General features: G+C 44.8%; 19 protein-coding genes and 1 pseudogene. 5 read left to right on the top strand and 15 right to left on the bottom strand.

What is annotated here, in order from left to right; genetic code table 11:
• Positions 1 to 74 precede the first annotated feature (74 nt).
• On the bottom strand, positions 75 to 1,691 hold the full coding sequence (locus tag AC1VYS_RS13070) for a DUF4153 domain-containing protein (protein ID WP_482914598.1): 1,617 nt from the start codon (positions 1,689 to 1,691) through the stop codon (positions 75 to 77).
• 140 nt (positions 1,692 to 1,831) lie between these two features.
• Here AC1VYS_RS13070 and AC1VYS_RS13065 point away from each other — a divergent pair, with 140 nt between their 5' ends.
• On the top strand, positions 1,832 to 3,613 hold the full coding sequence (locus tag AC1VYS_RS13065; protein WP_482914597.1) for an ABC transporter substrate-binding protein: 1,782 nt from the start codon (positions 1,832 to 1,834) through the stop codon (positions 3,611 to 3,613).
• A gap of 34 nt (positions 3,614 to 3,647) precedes the next feature.
• Here the strand turns inward: AC1VYS_RS13065 and AC1VYS_RS13060 are convergent, their stop codons facing one another.
• Together AC1VYS_RS13060 and AC1VYS_RS13055 are read right to left on the bottom strand one after the other, a co-directional pair.
• Positions 3,648 to 5,018, bottom strand: coding sequence for an FtsW/RodA/SpoVE family cell cycle protein (locus AC1VYS_RS13060; RefSeq protein ID WP_482914596.1), 1,371 nt, complete (start codon positions 5,016 to 5,018; stop codon positions 3,648 to 3,650).
• Positions 5,018 to 5,353 carry a PadR family transcriptional regulator gene (locus AC1VYS_RS13055; RefSeq protein WP_482914595.1) on the bottom strand — a complete coding sequence of 112 codons (336 nt, stop codon included), beginning with the start codon at positions 5,351 to 5,353 and terminating at the stop codon, positions 5,018 to 5,020. The genes AC1VYS_RS13060 and AC1VYS_RS13055 overlap by 1 nt, the downstream gene beginning before the upstream one ends.
• 217 nt (positions 5,354 to 5,570) lie before the next feature.
• Here AC1VYS_RS13055 and AC1VYS_RS13050 point away from each other — a divergent pair, with 217 nt between their 5' ends.
• Positions 5,571 to 6,161: a P-loop nucleotide/nucleoside kinase family protein gene (locus tag AC1VYS_RS13050; protein ID WP_482914594.1), complete on the top strand. Its 591-nt coding sequence runs from the start codon at positions 5,571 to 5,573 to the stop codon at positions 6,159 to 6,161.
• A gap of 621 nt (positions 6,162 to 6,782) precedes the next feature.
• On the opposite strand, the gene AC1VYS_RS13045 is transcribed toward AC1VYS_RS13050, so the two are convergent.
• From AC1VYS_RS13045 to AC1VYS_RS13015, 7 genes and pseudogenes are all read right to left on the bottom strand, one after another.
• Positions 6,783 to 7,757 carry a sugar phosphate isomerase/epimerase family protein gene (locus tag AC1VYS_RS13045; protein WP_482914593.1) on the bottom strand — a complete coding sequence of 325 codons (975 nt, stop codon included), beginning with the start codon at positions 7,755 to 7,757 and terminating at the stop codon, positions 6,783 to 6,785.
• Between the two features lie 154 nt (positions 7,758 to 7,911).
• Positions 7,912 to 9,606 (bottom strand): hypothetical protein, encoded by a 1,695-nt coding sequence (locus AC1VYS_RS13040; protein WP_482914592.1) that lies wholly within the window; start codon positions 9,604 to 9,606, stop codon positions 7,912 to 7,914.
• Positions 9,607 to 9,626: 20 nt separating this feature from the next.
• Positions 9,627 to 9,734, bottom strand: a pseudogene (locus tag AC1VYS_RS13035) (ABC transporter permease); the annotation flags it as partial.
• Between the two features lie 107 nt (positions 9,735 to 9,841).
• The gene (locus AC1VYS_RS13030; protein WP_482934524.1) at positions 9,842 to 11,050 is read right to left on the bottom strand and encodes an MFS transporter; all 1,209 of its coding nucleotides are present in this window, start codon (positions 11,048 to 11,050) and stop codon (positions 9,842 to 9,844) included.
• A gap of 76 nt (positions 11,051 to 11,126) precedes the next feature.
• Positions 11,127 to 12,197, bottom strand: coding sequence for an ROK family protein (locus tag AC1VYS_RS13025; RefSeq protein WP_482914590.1), 1,071 nt, complete (start codon positions 12,195 to 12,197; stop codon positions 11,127 to 11,129).
• An 88-nt stretch (positions 12,198 to 12,285) separates the two neighbouring features.
• Positions 12,286 to 13,524: an ROK family transcriptional regulator gene (locus AC1VYS_RS13020; RefSeq protein ID WP_482914589.1), complete on the bottom strand. Its 1,239-nt coding sequence runs from the start codon at positions 13,522 to 13,524 to the stop codon at positions 12,286 to 12,288.
• Between the two features lie 259 nt (positions 13,525 to 13,783).
• Entirely contained in the window at positions 13,784 to 14,623 is an 840-nt protein-coding gene (locus AC1VYS_RS13015) for a YitT family protein (RefSeq protein WP_482914588.1), read from the bottom strand.
• Positions 14,624 to 15,160: 537 nt separating this feature from the next.
• Here AC1VYS_RS13015 and desA point away from each other — a divergent pair.
• From desA to AC1VYS_RS13000, 3 genes are all read left to right on the top strand, one after another.
• Positions 15,161 to 16,219, top strand: a complete 1,059-nt coding sequence (desA, locus tag AC1VYS_RS13010; protein ID WP_482914587.1) for a Delta(5) desaturase DesA — start codon at positions 15,161 to 15,163, stop codon at positions 16,217 to 16,219.
• 92 nt (positions 16,220 to 16,311) lie between these two features.
• Complete coding sequence (locus AC1VYS_RS13005; protein ID WP_482914984.1) at positions 16,312 to 17,460, top strand: sensor histidine kinase; 1,149 nt, start codon at positions 16,312 to 16,314, stop codon at positions 17,458 to 17,460.
• Entirely contained in the window at positions 17,457 to 18,056 is a 600-nt protein-coding gene (locus AC1VYS_RS13000) for a response regulator (RefSeq protein ID WP_482914586.1), read from the top strand. Before AC1VYS_RS13005 ends, AC1VYS_RS13000 begins: the two co-directional genes overlap by 4 nt.
• 172 nt (positions 18,057 to 18,228) lie before the next feature.
• On the opposite strand, the gene AC1VYS_RS12995 is transcribed toward AC1VYS_RS13000, so the two are convergent.
• The 5 genes from AC1VYS_RS12995 to AC1VYS_RS12975 all read right to left on the bottom strand — a co-directional run bounded on the left by AC1VYS_RS12995 (position 18,229) and on the right by AC1VYS_RS12975 (position 21,581).
• Complete coding sequence (locus AC1VYS_RS12995; protein ID WP_482914585.1) at positions 18,229 to 19,164, bottom strand: hypothetical protein; 936 nt, start codon at positions 19,162 to 19,164, stop codon at positions 18,229 to 18,231.
• A gap of 49 nt (positions 19,165 to 19,213) precedes the next feature.
• The gene (locus tag AC1VYS_RS12990; RefSeq protein ID WP_482914584.1) at positions 19,214 to 19,957 is read right to left on the bottom strand and encodes a polysaccharide deacetylase family protein; all 744 of its coding nucleotides are present in this window, start codon (positions 19,955 to 19,957) and stop codon (positions 19,214 to 19,216) included.
• A gap of 471 nt (positions 19,958 to 20,428) precedes the next feature.
• Positions 20,429 to 20,932 carry a ferritin gene (locus tag AC1VYS_RS12985; RefSeq protein WP_441923752.1) on the bottom strand — a complete coding sequence of 168 codons (504 nt, stop codon included), beginning with the start codon at positions 20,930 to 20,932 and terminating at the stop codon, positions 20,429 to 20,431.
• A gap of 167 nt (positions 20,933 to 21,099) precedes the next feature.
• Positions 21,100 to 21,219, bottom strand: a complete 120-nt coding sequence (locus AC1VYS_RS12980; protein ID WP_111272660.1) for a dihydroorotate dehydrogenase — start codon at positions 21,217 to 21,219, stop codon at positions 21,100 to 21,102.
• Between the two features lie 104 nt (positions 21,220 to 21,323).
• Positions 21,324 to 21,581: a YolD-like family protein gene (locus AC1VYS_RS12975; RefSeq protein ID WP_090920584.1), complete on the bottom strand. Its 258-nt coding sequence runs from the start codon at positions 21,579 to 21,581 to the stop codon at positions 21,324 to 21,326.
• Positions 21,582 to 21,602 lie beyond the last annotated feature (21 nt).

Raw genomic sequence — 21,602 nt, 5'->3', positions numbered from 1 at the left:
ACATTATAGCACTTACATATTAGATTTGCATAAATGAACTGCTGAGAAATCCAAACTCCGCTCTATCCTGTTCTTCATTTGGACAAATCTAACCTAGCGTGATGTCTCGCAAAATTAAATGAAACCCAACTCGCATCTTTCACATGCATGTCTAGAACTTGTTTACGATCCATCAAATGAGTCTCTAATTCCGGAAATTCTTTGCTTGCAAACTCTTTCAGTAACGGTAAAGTATCTGCAGATAAACTTGCCAAATAGGCGGTATCGATGTTGCCTGTCTGGTGATAACGTTCGATGTTAAGCTCCGCAATTCGGTTATCCATCCCCATATAGTTCATTAGCGTATAAGCCGACAGTCCAAGCACAATGTAACAGCGAATCAGCGGTATCTTTGTATATCGAATCCGTAGCGCAGCGATGATTAACAATAACCCCAGAAAGATCATAAAGGCATGAACAAGGAATCGAATGTAAGTATATCCATACGCTTGTTCATACAGATTCAGACGGACAAATGCAGAACCTAACATGATTGCAGAGCAACATACCAGAATCAGGAGCAGCACCTGCTGTACGATTAAACCCCTTCTCCCTTTGATCTGAGTATATTGCAACACAACAACCAGGATGAGAAAGTTCAATCCAGTGACCAACACTAGCTCGGTAAAACCATTTCTTGCATACTCGGCGTAAGACAAATCCTCTGGCAAATATCCTTTCCCTGCCCCAAACAGGTATGAAAACTGTACAAGCACAAACAAAATGTAAACACTGTTCATGACCGTTAATATTGTAGCCGTGATAATTGAATCCAGCTTGAATGGCTCTTCTTGCTTAGGCCCGGACTGCTTAAGAGGAGTTACGGGAGTGAATACAGGTATACTCTCTCCTTCCTTCTCCGAGTTAGGCTTAGATTGCTCAGCAACTTGATGCGGCTGAACTGCCGATAAATCTGGACTACTTTTCCAACGGGCATTCTCTGATCTCTCTGCTTCATATTGCATCGGCTGCACAAATCCCCAGACGTAAGCGAAAAACATGATGGCTGCCACTATAATCCAGATGATTCGGGGCAGCATCGGCATGAGTGCGAGTTGATCTAACCACTCTGGAAAGCCAGATAAGTAGGCATTAAAGACACCATCCGCAGAAGACAATAAGGTGAGCACCACAAGCAGAAAAGGTATTGAAGCCAATAAACCGATCAGCACTTTGAATACGATCACTTTTTGTGTTTTATCCATTTTGCGCCCTCCGGCTCTGACCATCATGGAACCAATCGTTCCCCAGTGACGAATCGTTTGCGGAAGCACATGGTCTATCGCTGTACCAATCAAACGTAACTCCCACCATTGCCGCTTCTTCCTCCCCATGGCATAAGCCAGATGCAGCATGACAAGACTTGGGATAATCATGAAGTTGAGTACCTGAAACAAAACATTATCAAATAACAGATATGTCAGTGATAACAGAAGAATCACACTTGCGATCCAGACATCAACAATCGTTAATGCCCTCATTCGATCTCTGGCAAATATGTACATAAAACTATAAAACAGGATAACAAAGATCGGATACGACACCCCGATATCAAGGTCATAAAATAAATATTGATGCATAACTGCAAGCAATACAGCCGTTAGCAGCGTAATTATCGCACGATGGGGTGAAGACATTATTTTATCAATCATGGGAAATACCTCCATTTATCTATCTACGTTTTATTTTAGATGATAAAATAAGAATATAAATAGAAATATTGATCGATATAACTTCTTATTTTAGATATTTGGTTAAGAAATCGAATTAGGCCATCAAGGGGGAAGCTTCGTTGAAACTGCATCAGCAATATTTGCTGCTACACAACCAGCTAGGAGATACATCAGAACATTCCATTACTCTTGCCGACCTCGCTATATTGCTAGATTGCACCCACCGCAACACACTAACCATCGTGAAAAAAATGGTTGCGCTTGGTTGGATTAATTGGCAATCCCAGAGAGGGCGAGGGCGGCGTTCTACGCTGTCTCTACTGATACCGGCCGACCAAATTGCTGCGGAGTATATGATGCAGGCAATGAATCGCCGAGAGCTACAAGAAGCTGCTGATCAGGTTAGAGCTTTTTCCAATTCAATGTCCATGCAACATGTTCTGAATCAGTGGCTGCTCGGTTATTCTGGACACCACACGGAATCTGGGTCCAACAATGAGCCGATTGATACGCTCCGTTTACCCCTTCGTCAACAGCTTCATGCGCTCGATCCGCTCTATATCAATCTGCTCGCAGAGTCTTTTGTGACCAGCCATGTTTATGATGGGCTTGTACAGCGGGATGAACACGGAGAGATTATGCCCTGTTTGGCGCATACGTGGGATGTATCGGGTGATAGACAAACATGGATTTTCCATTTGCGAAAAGGGGTTTATTTTCACAACGGCAAGCCGCTTACGGCTTCGGATGTTGTCTATACATTTGAACGATTGCAATCCACGGAACGCCGTACGTTATACCGTGAGGTGGTGCAACAGGTGCATTCCGTTGAAGCGTTGAATCCACTAACCGTGCGCTTTGATTTGAAGAAACCTCAGGAATTGTTTTTGTCCTTCTTGACGACTAGCCGGGCTGTCATTGTTACGCCAAACTCAGATGCAGATAAGGCACAATTGCCAACAAATCTGATAAAGCCTATGCCCAAACCGGTAGGAACGGGTCCTTTTAAAGTAACCGCATGGGATGATCACCTGTGCAGACTTGAAGCTTATCCAGCCTACTTTCAGGGGAGAGCTCTCATTGATCGGGTGGATATTTTGCAAATTCCGTGGAGTACTTCGGTGGAAAATGTTGATGAAAATCAGGGGCTCGGATCAACCGAACAGGTGGAATCGCCTTTCTTCCACCTTGTACATAATCCATCCAAAACGGTAGGTAAGGCATGGACACAAGCAAGTTCAGGTGTGACCGTTACCAAGTTGCTTACGTGTAACACACAAAAAACCGGACCGTTAAACGATCCGGGTGTACGAGCCTACTTGAATCAGTGTATTGATCAGGTACAAGAGAATGTGCCGAATCGGCCTCTACATCAGGATTACAAACCGGAGAGTCACCAATATTCGCTGGGGCCTTCTCCTTATGATGAGCCCATTGCATTGCACATAGCTACCATTCCGCAATATCGGCTGGATGCTGAGTGGCTTGCACTTGCTTTGGAACAATCCGGTTTTCTATGCACCATACACACAGGAAGCATGGAACAATTCAAAGGAGATTGGCGACTTGAATCCGATCTGATTCTTTTCTCTCTGATTCAAGATCGGGATGTGGAGCTTCGCAGATATGATTTGTTTGCTACCTTATCTGAGCATCTGGAGCACCAGTCTCAAATGCTGGTTCAACATAGGTTAGAATCCATTGCCGCATCCCCATATGCAACAGAGCGAAGCCAAACGTTGTCCGAAATGGAAGGGTACCTTCTCCGTGAACATCTGATGTTCATTTTATCCCAAAAACCTGTAGAAACTGCTTATCTTCCTTCCGTTCGCGGAATGTCATTCAACAGTCAGGGATGGGTTAATCTGCGGCATATCTGGTTCCCCTCAGAGAAGTTGTGAACCTTGAAAGCTCCCCATCATCTTTCAGGTAAAGTCAAACTGTGCCCCTGGCGGGTACAGTTGTATTACGGCTTAAGGAAACCGTATCCTTCCGGCGATAAACACCAAGAAGCAATCCGATCATGGCGTATTCAAGTATCACATGGGAACCATAGCCGATAACGGGAAATTTAACACTCATGATGGGAACTACTCCAGTGATGATCGCAACTGAATAACTCAGTTGAAGTGTAAGTGTAGCCGTTATAGAAAGGACAATGATTGAACCAAACTTGTCTTGTATACGCGGCAGCATTTTAAATAATGTACTTACAAACCACACGAGGCCAACAAAAAACAGCGCAAAGGCAGGCCATCCAAACACATCAACGAGCATCACCCCGGGAAAACTCAGATAAAGATATTTTAAAGTTGAACCTGTCGGAATGCTCGTTCCATTCCCCCACCATCCCGCTGTTTTGATGATATCGATAATAGCGTTATTCGTAAATCCCATACCTTTTGGATCTTGATCTAGATTAAATACAATAGACAATCTTTCGAATCGACTATATTTATCTGTTATAAGTAATAACAAGGTTGCAGCCACTCCGCAAAAACAGGCTGTAATCAGCATATACAACCATTTTCTTGTAATCCATCCGAAGAGTAGCAAAGATATACACCCAAATAACGATAATCGGACCCAATCCGAGATTTGATAAATAAGTACCATAGGCAAAGCTACTAATGCAATGTAGGTCAAGATCATTTGTACATGCAGACCCGAACGAAAATGAGGAATCACAATTCCGCCGATCGCAATCGGCATTATCCAAAGTGCAGATGTGGTAACATCAATGGACAAGCCATATGGTAATGAAAGGAATCTATTCATGCCGCCATACGAGTCCGCTATCACCGGGGTAATCCATAAGAGGACATTCATTAGAATGTATACCCACCAAGCAGAATTAATCCATTTCCTATAGTCAAAAAAGAGACAGAACAACATGGCTAACATCCCCATGCTTGTATACAGTAGATGAACAGATGAGTATTCATATCCCAAGCTTAATACACTATTCGTATAAATCCATGACAAAACCAGGCCGATTATAGCCATGCCTATTACTCCCGCCAATAATCCCCAGTGCATCTGGTGACGGTGAATTTTGTGCATTCTTCTGCCTAGATCAGCCGGATCACCCATTTGTTCAATAGCATATGCGGCAGCTTCCTCCGATGTAAATCCTTCCTGCTCCTTGTCATAAATCATCTCTTCGAGATGATTCCCGAGTTCTTCACGAAGATCATTATGTACTTCACTCGCCTTAACATGACCACAGATTTGATCCAGATATATCTGAATTTGCTGCTTTTCTCCTGTCTGCTTCCCCTGCTCTATCGCTTCCTTCAGATTCATCAGGTTAAACCTCCTTCACCGATTACACGATCTATTGCACGGCGAAATAAGGACCATTCTGCTTTCTTCTCCTGTAATGCCTGTATGCCTTGATCTCGAATGGAGTAATATTTGCGTTTTCTGCCCTCTACCTCTGCCCAATAAGCCTCAACCCATCCCTCGATTTCCATGGCATGCAAGATAGGATACAATGTACCTTCTTTGAGACTAAACACGCCCTCGGATTGACGATGCAGTTCCTTAATTAGCTCATAGCCATACATGGGTTGTGTATGAAGTAACGTTAAAATCAATGTTTCTGTACTTCCTTTAATCATTTGTTTATTGATCGGCAAGCAAAACTCTCCTTCCTAAACACATCGTCTAATACATCGGAAACCTATGCATAGTTAACCTAGGTGTCATATTACCTTATTATTCCTTTTAAGTCCAGCCCGGTTGATCTATTTATGTTAAAATACCTCTATCTGGCCCTAACCTATGAATAGAATTTTTTGCGATCTTCAAAAATTTAGACAGACTGTTATCACATATTAAAGGAGACATTATCGCATGAGCAAGAGTAAACTCGTTTTCTTTCTCGGCGGAGCCGGAAGTGGCAAAACTACACTCGCCAAAGCGCTCTCGCGTAAATATAAAGCTGCATTTTTGGACATGGACATCCTTCTTCGTCCAGCAGCAGAGGCCATCATGACGTTGCAAGGGCTTGATCCATCAGACCGGGATTCACCCGAATATAAACGGCTATGTCGTGATCTGGGTTATCGAATTACGATGGACGCCGCTTTGGATAACGTACAACTTGGTGTAGATACTTTCGTGGTTGGGCCTTTTACCAAAGAGACCGAGACGCCCGATTGGATTGAGCAGGAACTCGCACGCATCGGACGCTCTCTCAATGACACCGATGTTCGAGTCGCTTACGTTTATTTACAGAACGAAGCATTGTATCACCAACGAATCACAGCGAGACAATCTCCATTAGATGAATGGAAACTGGCTAACTGGGATGCGTTCCGTTCATCTCTTGAACGAAAACGCGTGGCCTGGCCGCTTCCGTCCGAATCTGTTGCATATATCGACAATTCCAGTGATGATCTCGCGATTGCTTTTGCTGAATTGGAACGACGAATGTATGAGTGAAAGGATTTTGAGGTGCTAGAGTTCGGAGATGCTAGGATTCTGAGGTGGGAAAATTGCGAGGTTCGGGAAGGTTGGAGCTGTCCAGGTCCAGGTCCAGGTCCAGGTCCAGGTCCAGGTCCACAAAAATTCTAACGATCTCAGGTAACGTTATTTTCCGAAAAAAGGCCTAAACACACTCGAAAAGTTATTGAATCAACGAAATAAGCTCTTTGGTGATCGTTAGAATTTTATTTTGTCGTTTTTGGAGGAAATAAGGTTCGTGGTGATCGTTAGAACTTTTAGGGTGAGGATTAGATCTCATTTTGCATTGCTTTTGAGATACGTTAACGTTTTTGTATCACCGTTCCGTTCAATCGCTCTCTCCATTCCACTCTTCCCATAACCTGCTTAATACACTCTAGTTTCGACGCGGTAAAAAAACCACGAAAGAGTATATCCTCATCTCGTGGTTTTTGTGTTTGTGTCGTTCTATGGTTTCTGTCGTTCTGTGCTTTCTGTGCTTTCTGTGCTTTCTGCGGTTTCTGCCGTCTTGTGTTATCCGTGTTTTCTGTGGTTGGTTCTATGTTTTCTGTACTTACTCGCGCTCGTTGTACCTTGTACTTCCCCAATTCCACTACTGCATCACAATTCGTTCGCCTGCTTCATTTTCTCCCGACGTTCAGCAATACGAGCTGTAATGAGTTTATGACTTTCGTCAATCTCCTCGGGTGTGCAGGCCGCTTTCAGCTCATACACCTTCACTGGAGATCGATCAATGATATCCAGGAATGAATCAAAATAAGTCATGTCTTGACTATGAATATACGGACACCAGTGGTCAGACAATCCTACCGTTTCATGGATATGCACGCCCACGACATGATCGATCAGCGCATTTGCTTCGCGCACATTGTCATACAATCCCATGCGATCCATCATCATGCCGTGGCCGATATCATACCATAATCCCAGCGGAGCACCTTTCATATGACCAATGATTGTTCCTGCTTCCTGCAGCGTTGGCATCTGATAACAGCGTGAACGGGTTTCAATACCAAAGTTCACACCATATCCGCGTTGCTCGGACAGATCACATACCTCTTCCAGACTTTCCTGAATACGTTTCAAGTAATGGGCACTTCTAGCCTGTCTCTTCTCCAGCATCTCCTGCCACAACGCTTGATAAGCCGGTGAATCCTTGCCTTGCTCGTGATAGATCTTTTTCAGAGCTTCATCAATGTTATACTCAAACGGCACTTCCCCAGGGTGAACAACAACTGCCTTGGCACCGTAGCGATGAGCATATTCGGCAGAACGAAGCAACAGTTCAATTGCCCGTTTACGCCGCGGCTCATCATCAAATCCAAGTAACACGGAATCCGTACCGTAATCCGGATCGGCTACATGCGGAAACGTGTTGTGCACGCTCGATACACCCACTTGCCCACGTTCAATCATCGGTTCAATCGTCTTTAATAGCTCATCCGTCACATTATAATTCAACTCCACCTGCCTAAATCCAAGCGACAGAATCTCTTCGATCATGCCTTCGCCCGTCGTATGGCGTTTGATATTCCAACATGTCGAGAATGAGTATTCTTTCTTGTCTGTGTACATTTACTCTGCCCGCCTCCTTCCTTTAACCCTACCATAGCCCTTCTAATAGCCTTGTAATATCCTTCTTTCTAATAGCCCCTTCGAATAGAGCCTTCTAAAACGTCCATTCATCGTCTCTTGCCTAACCCTGTGTTAACCGTCTCACATCATCGATCTATTCACTGATCCCGAGTTCAAACCTCATCCGGTTTTCCGTCATGCCCGGAACATAGAGGTAAATTATTTCAGCATAATCCGTATACATGAGCACTGTCGGCGCTGGCGCTTCTGCTTTTACAGAACAGGTTAGCCCCGGAAGCGTCCAGCGTGTTGGTTGTAAATGCTGTGGATGCAAGTGAGGTCCTTTAATTTCAAAATAAACCTCGATCTCCTCCGCCGTATCCAGCTGCACCTCAATTTGCAATGACTCCGCCGTGACCTCCGCTTCAAAAGTGATGCCGCGCAAATGACTGTTCCAGTCTCCACCTGTTTCACGCCGAACAAGACGCAGGTAATACCGCTCTCCTGTCTCGGTCTGCCAATGAATCGTTGCCGGATGCATCTGGCCGTTGGTATTGCGACTGCCGGACATCGCTCCCATCATTCTTCTCTCACCAATCCAGGCCGAAGCGGTGCACAAATTTCGATTCGCTTTTGGATCGCTCCGTTCGCACAGCTCCATGAACTGCTTTTGCACAAGTCGATCTCCCTGATGGGCTTTGAAATACGGTACAGCCTCTTCAGGGACATCAACACCCAACAACGCGATCATCGGATCATGCCCCGATTCGCAGTTCATGCCTGTTAGATACTCGTAACCTTCTCCTAACAAAAGATAGAGAAACACACCGATGGAGCTATGCTCCCGCATCTCCATATCATACGCACGAGCAAATGGCCCGGAGAGATTCTCCAGATTGGCATTGTAATACAGTGCAATATTGTTCCATAGTCCATGTTCAATCTGGTGAGCAATTTCAGTCATGCGCTCAGTTATGGCATACTTTCGGAACATGCCAAGTACGGCGAGATCCACCCCGTAATAGGTCGTGGTATTGAACTCAGCAAACGTGCCTCCGAACTGCTCAAACTCCTGTAACAGACTTTCGGCCTGTGCATCCGCATGCTGAATCCAATCCGCTCGCTGGAACCGATGTCCATAATAATGGGTAATAAAAATATGCATCAGTTCAATATTGGTGTTCATCGGAATCACATCTGACCGTCTGCGATCCACAGAGCCTTGAACGGCACGCACCATCGCTTCATCCATCCGCTGAATAAGCTCATCTGGTAGATGCTCTACAAACTCCGCTGTGGCAATCGCACACACGCAAGCAATAAATTCCCGCCAGTTTGGATCGTAACTGATCCAGACCGGGGGCAAAACAGCGTTCACAGAGTCATAAAACAGTTCTCTCAATCGTTTGGCGTCCGAGCCTTCCTTCAATAAATCATTCTCTTGCTGCAGATTATGAATAAACTGCGCAGACACCTTCTCAAAGGTGCGTTCCAGGAAATATGCCGTGCCTGGCGCAAATGATTTCCATGCATAATGACCCGCGGGTGGGTGCCCTTCATTCGTCTGGGTCGCGAAGGTGCCGTGATAAATTTCTTCCGGTGCATCATATTGATAATCAAGCACTTTATGAAGGACACGAACAGCCCGCTCCACATCGCCGGGCTCCTGACGAATAAGCAAACCCAGCGCATAATGCGCACTTCCTCGTGTACCGTGCTGTGATGCATCGTCTTCAAAGCTGCGAAGCAATGCAAATTCATCGTCATGAAAACGATCCATCATGACCATGGACTGGTGAACCAGATGCTGCTGTTCCTTGGACATCTTCTTAACCATCGGTTGTGTCATGCCTATGACCTCCTGAGACGTTAACCTTTCACAGCACCTACCATTACACCGCTGATGAAAAATCGCTGCAACCACGGATAGACGAGCAGGATCGGCAACGTCGAGAATATACAGCTCGATGCTTTCAACTTTGTACTCCGTTCTAAATTTACCTTCATAGGCCTCAGTTCCTTCCGTTTTTCTTTAGTTTCTAATCTATCTGTAGCCTATTTGTAGTCTCTTTCTATACTTGTTTCTACGCTAACGGGTACGCCCTTCTCTGTTCTTTGGCTTGTCGGCTGACGATGTACAGAATGATTGCCCCCATTGCCGCACTGATCGTACAAGCCAGATACATCGTTGACGGGCCGCCCGTATCCAGTAAGTAGCCGTTAAGCATATTCCCCACAATGCCTCCGAGTCCTGCGAACACCATGTTAAATAAGCTTTGACCTGTCGCCTGCATTTCACGTCCAGTAACAGACGCTACATATTCCACTGCCGCGATATAGAAAAATCCGAACGACAATCCGTGCAACACCTGAACACCAATCATCACTTCAGGACTCGGCCACAACCATTGAATTCCCCAGCGCAACATGTAGGCTCCCGCCGCCAGCAACATGGTTCGTTCATGTCCCCACCTGCGTAACACATAAGCGGCTACAAGCATGGAGGGTACATTAGTGATAGAAGCGATCAAAAGAGCTGTACCCGTCAAGGCAACTGAGCCGCCAGCCATCTGAAATGAAATAACAAAAAAGGAGTTAAACGCCGTGAGCGTCTGATTCACCAGAAAACAACCGGTGAGAAAGAGAAGGAACGTACGATTTCGTAGCAATCTTGCCAAACCTACGGAGAAGGTTACCGAGGACGAGGAAATGCTCGTCTGCTTGGGGAGTGTGCCCGCCAGTATTGCGCTCAAGATGTTAAAAAGCAGAAAGGGCAACCATAACATATGAATAGAAAACTGGGAGAGGTACATCCCTGCAGCGAATCCGCCAAGCCCTGTCCCCAGGCTTCCGAACAGCCGAATCATACCGTATGAGGTATTCGCCGCTCTTGCTGCCGTTACCGCATAGGAGTCAGCTACAGGTATCTGTGTCACTTGAAATATAGTGCATAAAGTATAGATCAAAATTAAAATAATGTATACCTGAATATTATAAAAATACGCTAACGCTGCTGGAACAAGCAGGCTGATGACCAAAACAAGGCGTGTCTTTTTGAATTTATCCACCAAAATTCCCCAGACAGGCTGGAGAATGATGGATATTAATGTTCCAAAGGCCATAATAAATCCGGTATCCTTACTCGAAAAACCCTGTGCAACCAGAATGGGATTGATGTAAGGGTTAAAGATGCCTCCGGCAAGTCCCATAAAGAGATATAAACCCTGCAATTTAATTAATACCGCTTTTGCTTCTTTGAATTCGGCTTTTGTTTTTTTTGTATTAGCCGTCATATGTCTATCGCTCATCCGGATCTCCATCCTTTTATTTCTGTAGTCTCTGTGTATGGTTTACTCCTATCACTAGCCTTTACATACGTTCAAGATGACGTCTAATGGAAGCGAGCGCCCCGATAGCCCCTGCTTTATTGCCAAGTTCTGCAATGACCACTTGGATCGGAAGCACAACATAACGTTTCAGCCGAGCCTCAACTTCATTCAGATAATAGGTTGGATTGGATGCAGCTACTCCGCCACCGAGCACAATAATCGATGGGTTCAGCAGCGCCGTAATATTAGCGAGTCCTCTTGCCATATAACGCATTGGCGGTTCCAGAATTTCAAGTGCAGCTACATCGCCTGACTCAGCCGCCTTGAACACATGTCTTGCTTCAATCTGCTGCACTTCGCCTCCCGCCAGACTCCAGATCAGGGATAGTTCATTTCCTTTTCCCGATGTAAAATAATGCCTCGCCCGCTCCGTAATTCCTGTGCCAGACGTAATTTGTTCAAACACACCGAATGCATCTCCATCTGCCACATATTCAGAAGTCAACCCTTCGTCACCTGCAATAAAATGTCCGATCTCGCCAGCTGCCCCCTGCTGTCCACTGTAAAGTTCTCCATTCAGGACGAGTGCAGCCCCAATGCCCGTACCCACGGTTACCATTACACTATGACGATGTCCTTTGGCTGCTCCCTGATCCACTTCTCCCATAGCTGCCATATTCACATCGTTATCCAGAACGATCTTTCCACTGTAATACTTGGCGATAATCGGCCGAATATCTTCTTCGGGCCACTGAAATGCAGGAGCGTTTCGAAGCACAGCTTCATCTTGCAAAATAACACCCGGGAAACCTAGTCCGACACCCGCGAGCTGATCCCAATCACATCCAACTTCCTCGCAGAACGTTTGTAATTCGGCAAATAACCATTGGAAAAAGGATTCCGGCTGATCCGCGGCTTGCGTCGGCAATCTACGCTCATGAACTTCTCCACCGCCCTTCCGCGTGGATAACAACATTAGTGTTTTAGTACCGCCAATATCAACACCGGCGATCCATGAAGTTTTTCCCTTTAATCCTTCATTCTGCAGATGTCTCAGGCCATCCAGCTCTGACTGCTGACTTGCCGTGGTGCCTTGAACCGTTTCTGTCATTACACTTTCCTCCTTGGCAGGTATACTATTAACTGTTAGTTGAACGTAGTACAACGGTTTTTCAAAAAGTTCGAATCAATATAGGCTGCTAATCTTCAAGTGCCTCTTGCTGGAGATTCATCATGGTCTGCTGCAGCGCCACTTGCACAGCCCCAGTCACGACGGCTCGTTCTCCGAGCTCCGAACATATCAGCTGTGGCTGCACCGGAAAGTGCTCGGCAACAGCTTTCCTTAGCAGAGGTAACAATACATCACCATTTCCGCCAATGCCGCCTCCAAGCACGATTAATTCAGGGGCGAGCAACGTGCTAATCTGACGCAACGCCGAAGCGATCATCTGACTGTACTCCTTCATCATGCTTAAAACCCATCCCTCTCCGCTCCGAGTCGCCGCAAAGACATCCTCAGGTTGCATCTCTGAACTGAAAGGCTCGCTCGAGAAATGGCGCTTTGCTAGTCGCATCAGTCCATCAGCCGACAACGCATCCTCCAGACGCCGGCCATCTTCCATGCGCATCTCAGCTACTTCACCGGTTAAACCACCCAATCCATGCAGCAAATGTCCCTGAACCATAATACCTGCACCCGTTCCAGCCCCGATTGAGAAAAATATAAAAAGCGGTGAGTCCTTTGCAGCCCCTCTGCTGTATTCACCGAGAGCAGCGAGATTCACATCATTGTCCAAAATGACGTCACATGGAAAAGTACGGTCTAAAGCATCACGCGAGAACTCCTTCTCCATACCTGCAAGCGGGGCTACAATTCGGCTAATCTTTCCTGACCCGGGCAAGACAACACCCGGAATTCCAAATCCGATACAGCGAATATCTTTCCACTGAAGCCCGTTTTCCTGAAGCAACTGATCCACATAGCCGTAAAGCACATGAAGTACAGGCATTTCAGATGATTCGAATGAAGGATGACTGCCCTCCACTTCTGCCTCTTCAGGTGACTGAACGAATTCTGGCCCTGACACTCTTTTCATGTTTCGATCCATTGGCGGATAGGTGGAATATGTAACGATTTTCCCATTCAAGTCAGATAAGGCAATTCGAATACGTGTGGCCCCGATATCAACCCCGCAGACATAATAAGCCGTTTCATTAAATTGAATTAACGTGGCCTTGCGCCCTTGGGCGTTGTCGGCTCTGCCTGTCTCCTTCACCAGATTACGTCCGATCAGGTGCTCTACCGCTGATGATACTGTCGGTTTACTAAGTCCTGTTTGACGGCTGATATCCGCTCTCGACATAGTGCCTTGTGCTATCAGGGCATCCATAATCAAGTTTTCATTCAGATTGCGGATATATTGCGGTGTGCCAGCCATTTTATCACCTCCACTTCATAGTTAGTTAAGTTTCTTAACGAATTAAATTCAATATATCATCCACTTTGGAGTGTGTACAGCATATTTTCCGCCAATACATCTCATGCAAATGACATCCCCTACAATCACGTTGAATCAGAAAAAAAACGACTGAATAAGCTTTTATTTTTATCGAAGGCCATATCATTCCATAACGTAAAAAGGACGAAGCGAGAATTATCTCCACTTCGTCCTTTTTACATTGAACCAGTAAAACAAACTATGACTTCGAAAGCTCAATAAAACCTTCTCCGAATACGTCGCGCACGTCATGAATGGTGATAAATGCAATCTCGTCCTCGGCTCGTACAATTTTCTTCAGCATCGGAACTTCTTGCTTGCTGATCACAATATACAAAATCTCTTTCGGATTCTTCGTATAATAACCGTGGCCGGACAAAACCGTAACCCCACGATCCATCTTCTCAATGACCTGCTTCGCAATCTGATCTTGTTTGGCTGAGATGATCATGACTGCCTTTTTCGGATTGAGTCCTTCAATGATAAACTCCATCGTTTTGGTTCCCACAAATAGCAACACAATCGTACACATCAAGCCCTGAGGCCCAATGATAAAGTAAGAAGAGAACGCCACAATCAGATCAAAGAAAAGCAATCCGTAGCTAATATTCCAGTCCAGGTATTTGTTCGCAAGCCGTGCCAGAATGACCGTACCTGCCGTTGTTCCCCCTACTTTAACAATTAAACCGATCCCGAGACCTGCAAATACACCTGCAAAAATAGTATTAACCCACAGTTCATCTGACGCAATGCTCCAGCTTTCTGTCAGGTGCAGGAACAGCGAGTTAAAGATAACCGCAATAATCGTGTATACTGTCGTCGTTCGATCCAGGAACTTGTAACCTACGAGTAATAGAATACCGTTCAGGATCAGGTTCATCAGTCCGGGAGACCAGTGAAACAGATAATACAAAATGATGGTGATCCCTGTCACGCCACCCTCTGCCAGATCATTAGGGATGACAAACAAGTTTACCGCCAGCGCAAACAGAAACGCACCAGCCATAATAAATAAAATATCCGTGATTCTTCTTTTCATTCAGCGCTCCATCCAATCCATCCAAAAATAATAACATAGCTTATCTAAACCTTCTAAAATCAATGTACTTATCTAGATCTTCTAAAATCAATGTACTTCATCTAAACTCTTTAAAATCAATTTACTTGGATCTTTTCAAAATCAAATCAGGCTTCATCTACATCTTCTAAAAATTGTCTCACCTAAGCTAACACTTCCAAAAATAATTCTCTACCATATAAGCTGTCATATACACTCCAGGATAGATTCTACCATGCTCTTCGAAAAATTTGTATACATAATACAAATTGTTGCGTCATTTGTGCAAAGGACATTTGAATACGTCATCTTTTCGTGCTCTGTATCATGTAAAACGGAAACTGACCATGACAAATATCATGGTCCATACTTGATATTTGTCATTATAGCAGGCTGACGTTTATGACTTACCGTCATGCGCACATTCTTTTACAATGATAAAAACGCTTCCCAAAGAGTCCTGCCGGGGATCGTCAGAGTACAGACCGCCATGGTTTGTACGCATAAGGAGGAACATGTATGAGTAGAAGCAAAGAAATGGCGCTAAAAAAAGAAGTCACACCTTTTGAAAAAAATGATCTCAAACTTAGCATTCGTCAATTAATCAATACATTGTTGCCGCTCTTTCTATTATGGGCAGCTGCATATTTCAGCTTATCGATCTCGTACTGGCTGACGTTCCCTATCGCACTCGTGGCATCGGGATTTGTGCTTCGAACCTTTATTATTTTTCATGACTGCTGTCATGGCTCATTCTTCAAAAGCAAACGAGCCAACGATATTCTTGGCACCATCACGGGCGTATTAACCTTGACACCTTACCAACAATGGAAGGCCGAACACTCGATCCATCATGCAACAAGCGGCAATCTGGATAAACGCGGTGTAGGTGACATTTGGGTCATGACTGTGGATGAATATAAGTCTGCCACACCTTGGATGCGTCTTTTCTACCGAGTTTATCGTAACCCCGTCATTATGTTTGGCATCGGACCAATCTATGTATTTCTGTTTGCCTATCGTTTTAACCGCAAAGCGGCAAGGCGCAAGGAAAGAATTAATACCCATTTAACGACTGTTCTAATCATTGCGCTGTATAGTTTCATGTGCTGGCTGATTGGATGGCAAGCTTTTGTCATGGTGCAAGCACCCGTATTTTTCTTCTCTGGTTTCTTCGGCATCTGGCTGTTCTATGTACAACATCAGTTTGAAGAGACATATTTCGAACACGAAGACGAGTGGAGTTATGTGAAAGCAGCCGTAGAAGGAAGCTCTTATTACAAGTTGCCGAAGCTGTTGCAATGGGTTAGTGGGAATATCGGCTTCCACCATGTGCATCACTTGAGTCCGCGTGTACCGAACTATTATCTGGAAGATGCACATAACGCGACGCCGCCTTTGCAGAAGGCAACCACCATCACGTTACGTTCCAGCCTCGTTGCGCTTCGCTTCCGTTTGTGGGATGAGGAAAGCAAACAATTTATCAGCTTCAGAGAACTGAAACAACCTTCACGCAAAAACTACGTTCCGAATCCGATTCGGGTAACCAATCAAGCGGGTCTGACAGAGAAGCCTTAGGCTCTGTCGGATTCGTTTTCTTGTATTCAGACGACAGTCATGCTACAGTCAGGCTAAAGTTGAGTAATACCTTTTTCAAGGAGGAGAATGATATTCAGAAGTGGTCACAGCTTTTTTATAAAAATACAGGCTTGAACCCGTACGTATGGCTCGTCTTTTTCATCCTGCCCTTCTATTACATCTCTCAATATTCGCAGTTGTGGACCTTGGTTACCGGCATTATTATCATTATCGTATTTTTTGTCTGTTATCTGCTCGCCTTCATTACCAAGGGATGGCAGGTTTACATGTGGATCGGCTTGCTGATTGCCATATCCGTTACGATGACAATTGCATATGATTATGCCTATTTCTCATTGTTTCTAGCATTTTTTATTGGCAATATTAAAAATAAAGCCGGCTTTTTTACCCTCTACTCGGTAAATCTCGGCGCAAGCTTCCTGACGGTCAATTATGGCTTTATTAATCAAAGCTCGATGTTGCTTAGCCAGTTTCCCTTTGTCTTTATCAGCTTGATGGCCTCTATCCTTCTGCCAATCAGCACATATAACAAAAACAAACGTGAACAACTCGAAGGTCAGCTCGAAAGTGCCAACAAACGACTGGATGATCTGGTGAAAATGGAAGAACGGCAGCGAATTGCACGTGACTTGCACGATACACTCGGTCAAAAACTCTCTCTGATCGGACTCAAAACGGATCTCGCCAAACGTTTGCTTCGCAAAAATCCGGATCAAGCGATCGTTGAACTGAATGAGCTCAGACAGACGGCAAGCACAGCTCTGAAGGAAGTTCGCGAGATGGTTACAACGATGCGTGGAACGCAACTGGTTGATGAATTGTTCCGGGCGGAGCAAATCTTGAAAGCCGCTTCCATTGAATTCATTTTACATGGTAACCCAAAGCTGCAGGATACATCTCAATTGAATGAAAATGTACTCGGGATGTGTTTGAAAGAAGCAGTAACCAATGTGGTCAAACATAGTCAGGCAACGGTATGCACAATTCGGATTGAGGAGACACCCTCCCACAACCTTTTAACGGTGCATGATAACGGGGTAGGCATCGAACGGACTCGCAAGCAAGATCGACGCGGAACGGGCATACTCGGGATGAAAGAACGACTGGAATTTGTGAACGGCTGCATGGACATTCGGTCAGGTACAGGAATCGAAGGTACATCGCTGATCATCCATGTGCCCAAACTGGTACGCAAACCGATAAAGGAGGCAGAAGAATGATCAGAATCGTCATTGCTGAAGATCAGCGCATGATGCTAGGCGCATTATCTTCGCTGCTTAATCTGGAAGAGGATATGGAGGTGGTTGGACAAGCCAGCAATGGTCAGGAAGCCCTTGCACTCGTACAACAACATGCGCCTGACATCTGCTTGATGGACATTGAAATGCCCGTCAAGAGCGGACTCGAAGCTGCCGAGGAACTCAAAGGAATGAGCTGCAAAGTTATAATCCTTACGACATTTGCAAGAACCGGATATTTCGAACGTGCACTCAAAGGCGGTGTCCGTGGTTATTTATTGAAGGATAGCCCGATTGAAGAACTTGCGGAAGCCATCCGTCAAGTGATGAATGGCAGACGTATCTTTGCGCCAGATCTCGTCGATGAAGCTTATGTAGAGGAAAATCCTTTAACCGAACGCGAACATGCTGTTCTTGGCCTCATGGCAGACGGAAAAAACACAAAAGAAATTGCTGGCCATTTGTTCATCACAACGGGAACCGTTCGGAATTACATCTCCATCATTCTCAATAAATTAAATGCAAGTAACCGCATTGAAGCAATCACTCGTTCCAAAGAAAAGGGATGGTTCAAATGAAAGAACCGGTATGTACGTTAAGCCGATTTGGACTTGGATACGTGCAACCTCGATACGATGTAATAGCAAAAAGCTTGGCTCAGGAACCCTCTCCTTATGCCAAGCTTTTTTGGTTTCTTCATCTGAGTATGGACTGGTTTCTTTACCAGCAGCTTTATACAGAGGTTCAAGATTATTTTACGGATACAACCATACCAAGTGCCTCCAGCGGTACCTGCTCCGTTTTCAACTGGTGAATTTGTTTACCGTCCTGCCATGAGATAGTCACATGAACTGTTTTTCCCCCACTGGCATAATCCACCTTCACAAATCCCTTGTCTTTGGGAGCAGGCAAGCTATGTGACTCCAAATACTCGACCATTTTCTTCGCGATCCCCGGATTGTTCATCTGATCTTCTGAAACGGAGCGAATTTGTAATGTCCACCGGCCTTCCTTCCAGGTTAAATACTGACTGCCGGCAGCTCCTTCCACCATGCCTTTAATTCCATGCCCCAGATCAACCGTCATATCCTTGGGAATGTTCTTCAGATCTGTGTCGGGAAAAAGTTCAGATTGATTTGCATTCTTGTAGGATTTCACCTCATAACTGGCAAGCCAGGGCGCTGAACTCTCGGTTTCCGTTAATGATGGATCATTTAAAGCCACTGCTTTGTTCGCAGCGTAGAAGTTCACATGCAATGACTCCAATGTGTTTGTTGTGATCACTGCACCCAAATATCGGTTTTTAGGCAGTGGAAAAGACGTTGGCAACGAAGCACTTGGCATCTTTAACTCAGCGCGAACCGCCTTCACCACTTCCTTCACATTCGATAATTCCGAATCTGATTGTTTTCCGTTAGCGTTTGATACGGCTGCATCTTCTTTTCTCGATGTAGTACTGCCTGAGCTGCTTGAAACTGCATTTGAATCTACATTCGCTGATCCGGCCTGATTCCCGGATTCATTAGATGCAGTACTTCCATTTCCGGATTGTGTTTGTTCACCAACGGTTGTCGAAGAGGTGCCACCAGCCGATGCTTGATTAGAGTCTGGTCCTCCGCATCCAGTCAGCGCGAGCAAAACTGCTGTCGTCACCGGAATTGTCATCCATAACGTTTGTCTTTTCATGATGTGTACCTCCTATAGATTGAAACAACCGGTTTCCTGGGACCTGTACTTAACGTTTGTCATTCCAGAAATTCACAGGCTGTACGTTTTTCGTTAGAATTTCGAATTGATATCCTTCTGCCTTTAACGTTTTTAACACTTGTGGCAGTACTTTCAGTGTCGCTTGCTGATCATGCATAAGTACAATAGGCGTTGTTCCATTCTTTTTCACATTGTGAACCTGGGACATGATATTATTGTATACTTTCTGATGATCTTTCTTGTATTTCCAGTCCAGTGAATCGACATTCCAATCCCACAGATGGAATCCTCCTTGGCCAAGAAGCACGTTGCGGAAAGCTGGTTTCATATAAGGTTTACTACCATATGGCGTACGAACAAGGCTCGTTTTAACTCCGGCTACCTTGTTCAAGCTTTCATTAGCTTGCTGCATTTCTTTTAATCCGCTATAAGCCGATTTATAAAACTTGCCGGGTACATGGGTTACTCCATGTAATCCGAGCCCGTGGCCATCTTTTACAATACGTTGTGTGGCTTTCTGATATTGTTCCATATGAGGCCCGAGCATGAAGAATGTAGCTTTGACTTTATATTGATCCAGAATATCGAGAAGCTGACCAGTATGGGCTGTAGGACCATCATCGAATGTCAGATATACCACTTTGGCACTCGCCTTGCTCGCTGCCTTCTCAGTGGATGACGATGCGGCCGAAGCAGACTGAGGCATAAATATCAATGGTAAGAGAAGTAAAATAACAAATGTAGCGACGAATGATTTACGAATATTTAGCATAATAAAATCTCCCTTGTGTGTGTTTTTCCCCAGGTGTGTGTAAATCGTTTCTACTCGTATCCCATGGCGATTAATTTTAATAGTATCAGAGACACCACTCTCTCTTCTCTCTTCAAAGGCTACGGTAGAGTTACACTTTTGTTAGATTAACTTAAAAATTAAAACGATTTTGATAGATTTGATCTTTGAAAACCACCTCTAAGCATAGATCTATGTTGACATATACTCTATTACCCCATTTTCACAATTTGATAGACTTATCTTCCTTTCTTCATTCTGCGCACAACAAAAAAGCTTGCACGTATGCAAGCTTTTTTCCGTATGAGTCACATCCTAAGGGGCGTGGATCATTTCGTAAAATGGTCGTACCATCCTTCAATACGTAAAATGGTGTACCGTCCTTCAATAATGACGCAACAGGGTATACGGTATGTACTTGTTTGTTCCATTTTAGACAGCATTCTGTCCTGCTTACTCCGCAGGAGCCGTAAATGAACGTTTGGCGAATTCTGCATCCAACATGTAGAAGGCGTTGCTGTCATTTTCAATCCGGCGTAGTTTCTGAATAATGTTATCAAACAAAGCTTCCTCTTCGACCTGCTCATCAATAAACCACTTCAAGAAATACATCGTAGCGTGCTCACGCTCGTTCAGTGCGATATCCGCCAGAGCATAGAATTTCTTCGTATTTTGCTGCTCATGCGCATAACCGTGCTCAAACACATCCAGCATAGAGCTGTATTCGTTCTTCGGCTCAGGCATTGCTGCCAGTGTAGCGCGGTGTCCACGATCATTAAGGAATTTATAAATTTTCATACCATGAAAACGTTCCTCTTCCGCTTGTACGATGAAAAAATTAGCAAATCCATCCAGACTCTTGCTGGAACAATATGCAGCCATCGCCATGTAAACATGAGCGGAGTAAAACTCAAAGTTCATCTGCTCGTTCAAAGACGCAGTCAGTTCTTGACTCATGAAAAACACCTCTTTCTGTGGGAATGGTTCCATTCTAACACAACACGAAAGTGGCTTGCATCCGATTTTCTACATTTTTCGCCAATGAGAGTGACCCTAAGTCTTGGCTGATTAAAAAAGCTCTGCCATGACGGCAGAGCTTTCTTTTATCATTTTAATGAAAATGATTATACCAAGAACGCTTTGGAGATGATTACCAACAGGATGAACAGAACCAGAATTGCGCCTACAGAAGTGAAACCACCATAGCCGTAACCTCTTGTTTCTCCACCTACAACTTCGCTCATTGATTGTACCTCCTCTGCAACAGGTATGGGTTATCTTATGCAGAGAACGGAACTTTGACAGGGCGAATGCCCCATTGTTAAAATGCTGATTGCTTATTTTTGAATTAGTACCGCGGAGACTGCACTTGCATGATATCCATGAAAGGCACTTTCGCTGTGAATTCTTCTTCGGTATGTTCAACATGAACAAGACGTGTACGGGAATCCATTTTGACAATAATCCCCTGCACTTGCTCTTCCTTGCCCCAGACTGTTAACAACACTTCTGAGCGCTCATGAAAAGCCTCTACCAATTGATTCCCCAACTCCTCCAGTTCAAACTCATCCCGTGTGGGTCTTTTTGCAACTTTTGCTTTCGCCAATGCAGCTGCCTCCTCTACTCC

This window comes from Paenibacillus sp. G34 (assembly GCF_056856875.1).
This window is presented reverse-complemented; position numbering and strand designations above follow the sequence as displayed.

Bases quoted from the DNA above. Each gene is read 5' to 3' on its own strand.
- AC1VYS_RS12980 (WP_111272660.1), bottom strand. From the start codon at position 21,219: ATGAGCGAAGTTGTAGGTGGAGAAACAAGAGGTTACGGCTATGGTGGT.
- AC1VYS_RS13025 (WP_482914590.1), bottom strand. From the start codon at position 12,197: ATGACAGAAACGGTTCAAGGCACCACGGCAAGTCAGCAGTCAGAGCTG.
- AC1VYS_RS13045 (WP_482914593.1), bottom strand. From the start codon at position 7,757: ATGTACACAGACAAGAAAGAATACTCATTCTCGACATGTTGGAATATC.
- AC1VYS_RS13070 (WP_482914598.1), bottom strand. From the start codon at position 1,691: ATGATTGATAAAATAATGTCTTCACCCCATCGTGCGATAATTACGCTG.
- AC1VYS_RS13020 (WP_482914589.1), bottom strand. From the start codon at position 13,524: ATGGCTGGCACACCGCAATATATCCGCAATCTGAATGAAAACTTGATT.
- AC1VYS_RS13015 (WP_482914588.1), bottom strand. From the start codon at position 14,623: ATGAAAAGAAGAATCACGGATATTTTATTTATTATGGCTGGTGCGTTT.
- AC1VYS_RS13030 (WP_482934524.1), bottom strand. From the start codon at position 11,050: ATGACGGCTAATACAAAAAAAACAAAAGCCGAATTCAAAGAAGCAAAA.
- desA (WP_482914587.1), top strand. From the start codon at position 15,161: ATGAGTAGAAGCAAAGAAATGGCGCTAAAAAAAGAAGTCACACCTTTT.
- AC1VYS_RS12990 (WP_482914584.1), bottom strand. From the start codon at position 19,957: ATGCTAAATATTCGTAAATCATTCGTCGCTACATTTGTTATTTTACTT.
- AC1VYS_RS13060 (WP_482914596.1), bottom strand. From the start codon at position 5,018: ATGAATCTGAAGGAAGCGATAGAGCAGGGGAAGCAGACAGGAGAAAAG.
- AC1VYS_RS13000 (WP_482914586.1), top strand. From the start codon at position 17,457: ATGATCAGAATCGTCATTGCTGAAGATCAGCGCATGATGCTAGGCGCA.
- AC1VYS_RS13040 (WP_482914592.1), bottom strand. From the start codon at position 9,606: ATGACACAACCGATGGTTAAGAAGATGTCCAAGGAACAGCAGCATCTG.
- AC1VYS_RS13050 (WP_482914594.1), top strand. From the start codon at position 5,571: ATGAGCAAGAGTAAACTCGTTTTCTTTCTCGGCGGAGCCGGAAGTGGC.
- AC1VYS_RS12995 (WP_482914585.1), bottom strand. From the start codon at position 19,164: ATGAAAAGACAAACGTTATGGATGACAATTCCGGTGACGACAGCAGTT.
- AC1VYS_RS12985 (WP_441923752.1), bottom strand. From the start codon at position 20,932: ATGAGTCAAGAACTGACTGCGTCTTTGAACGAGCAGATGAACTTTGAG.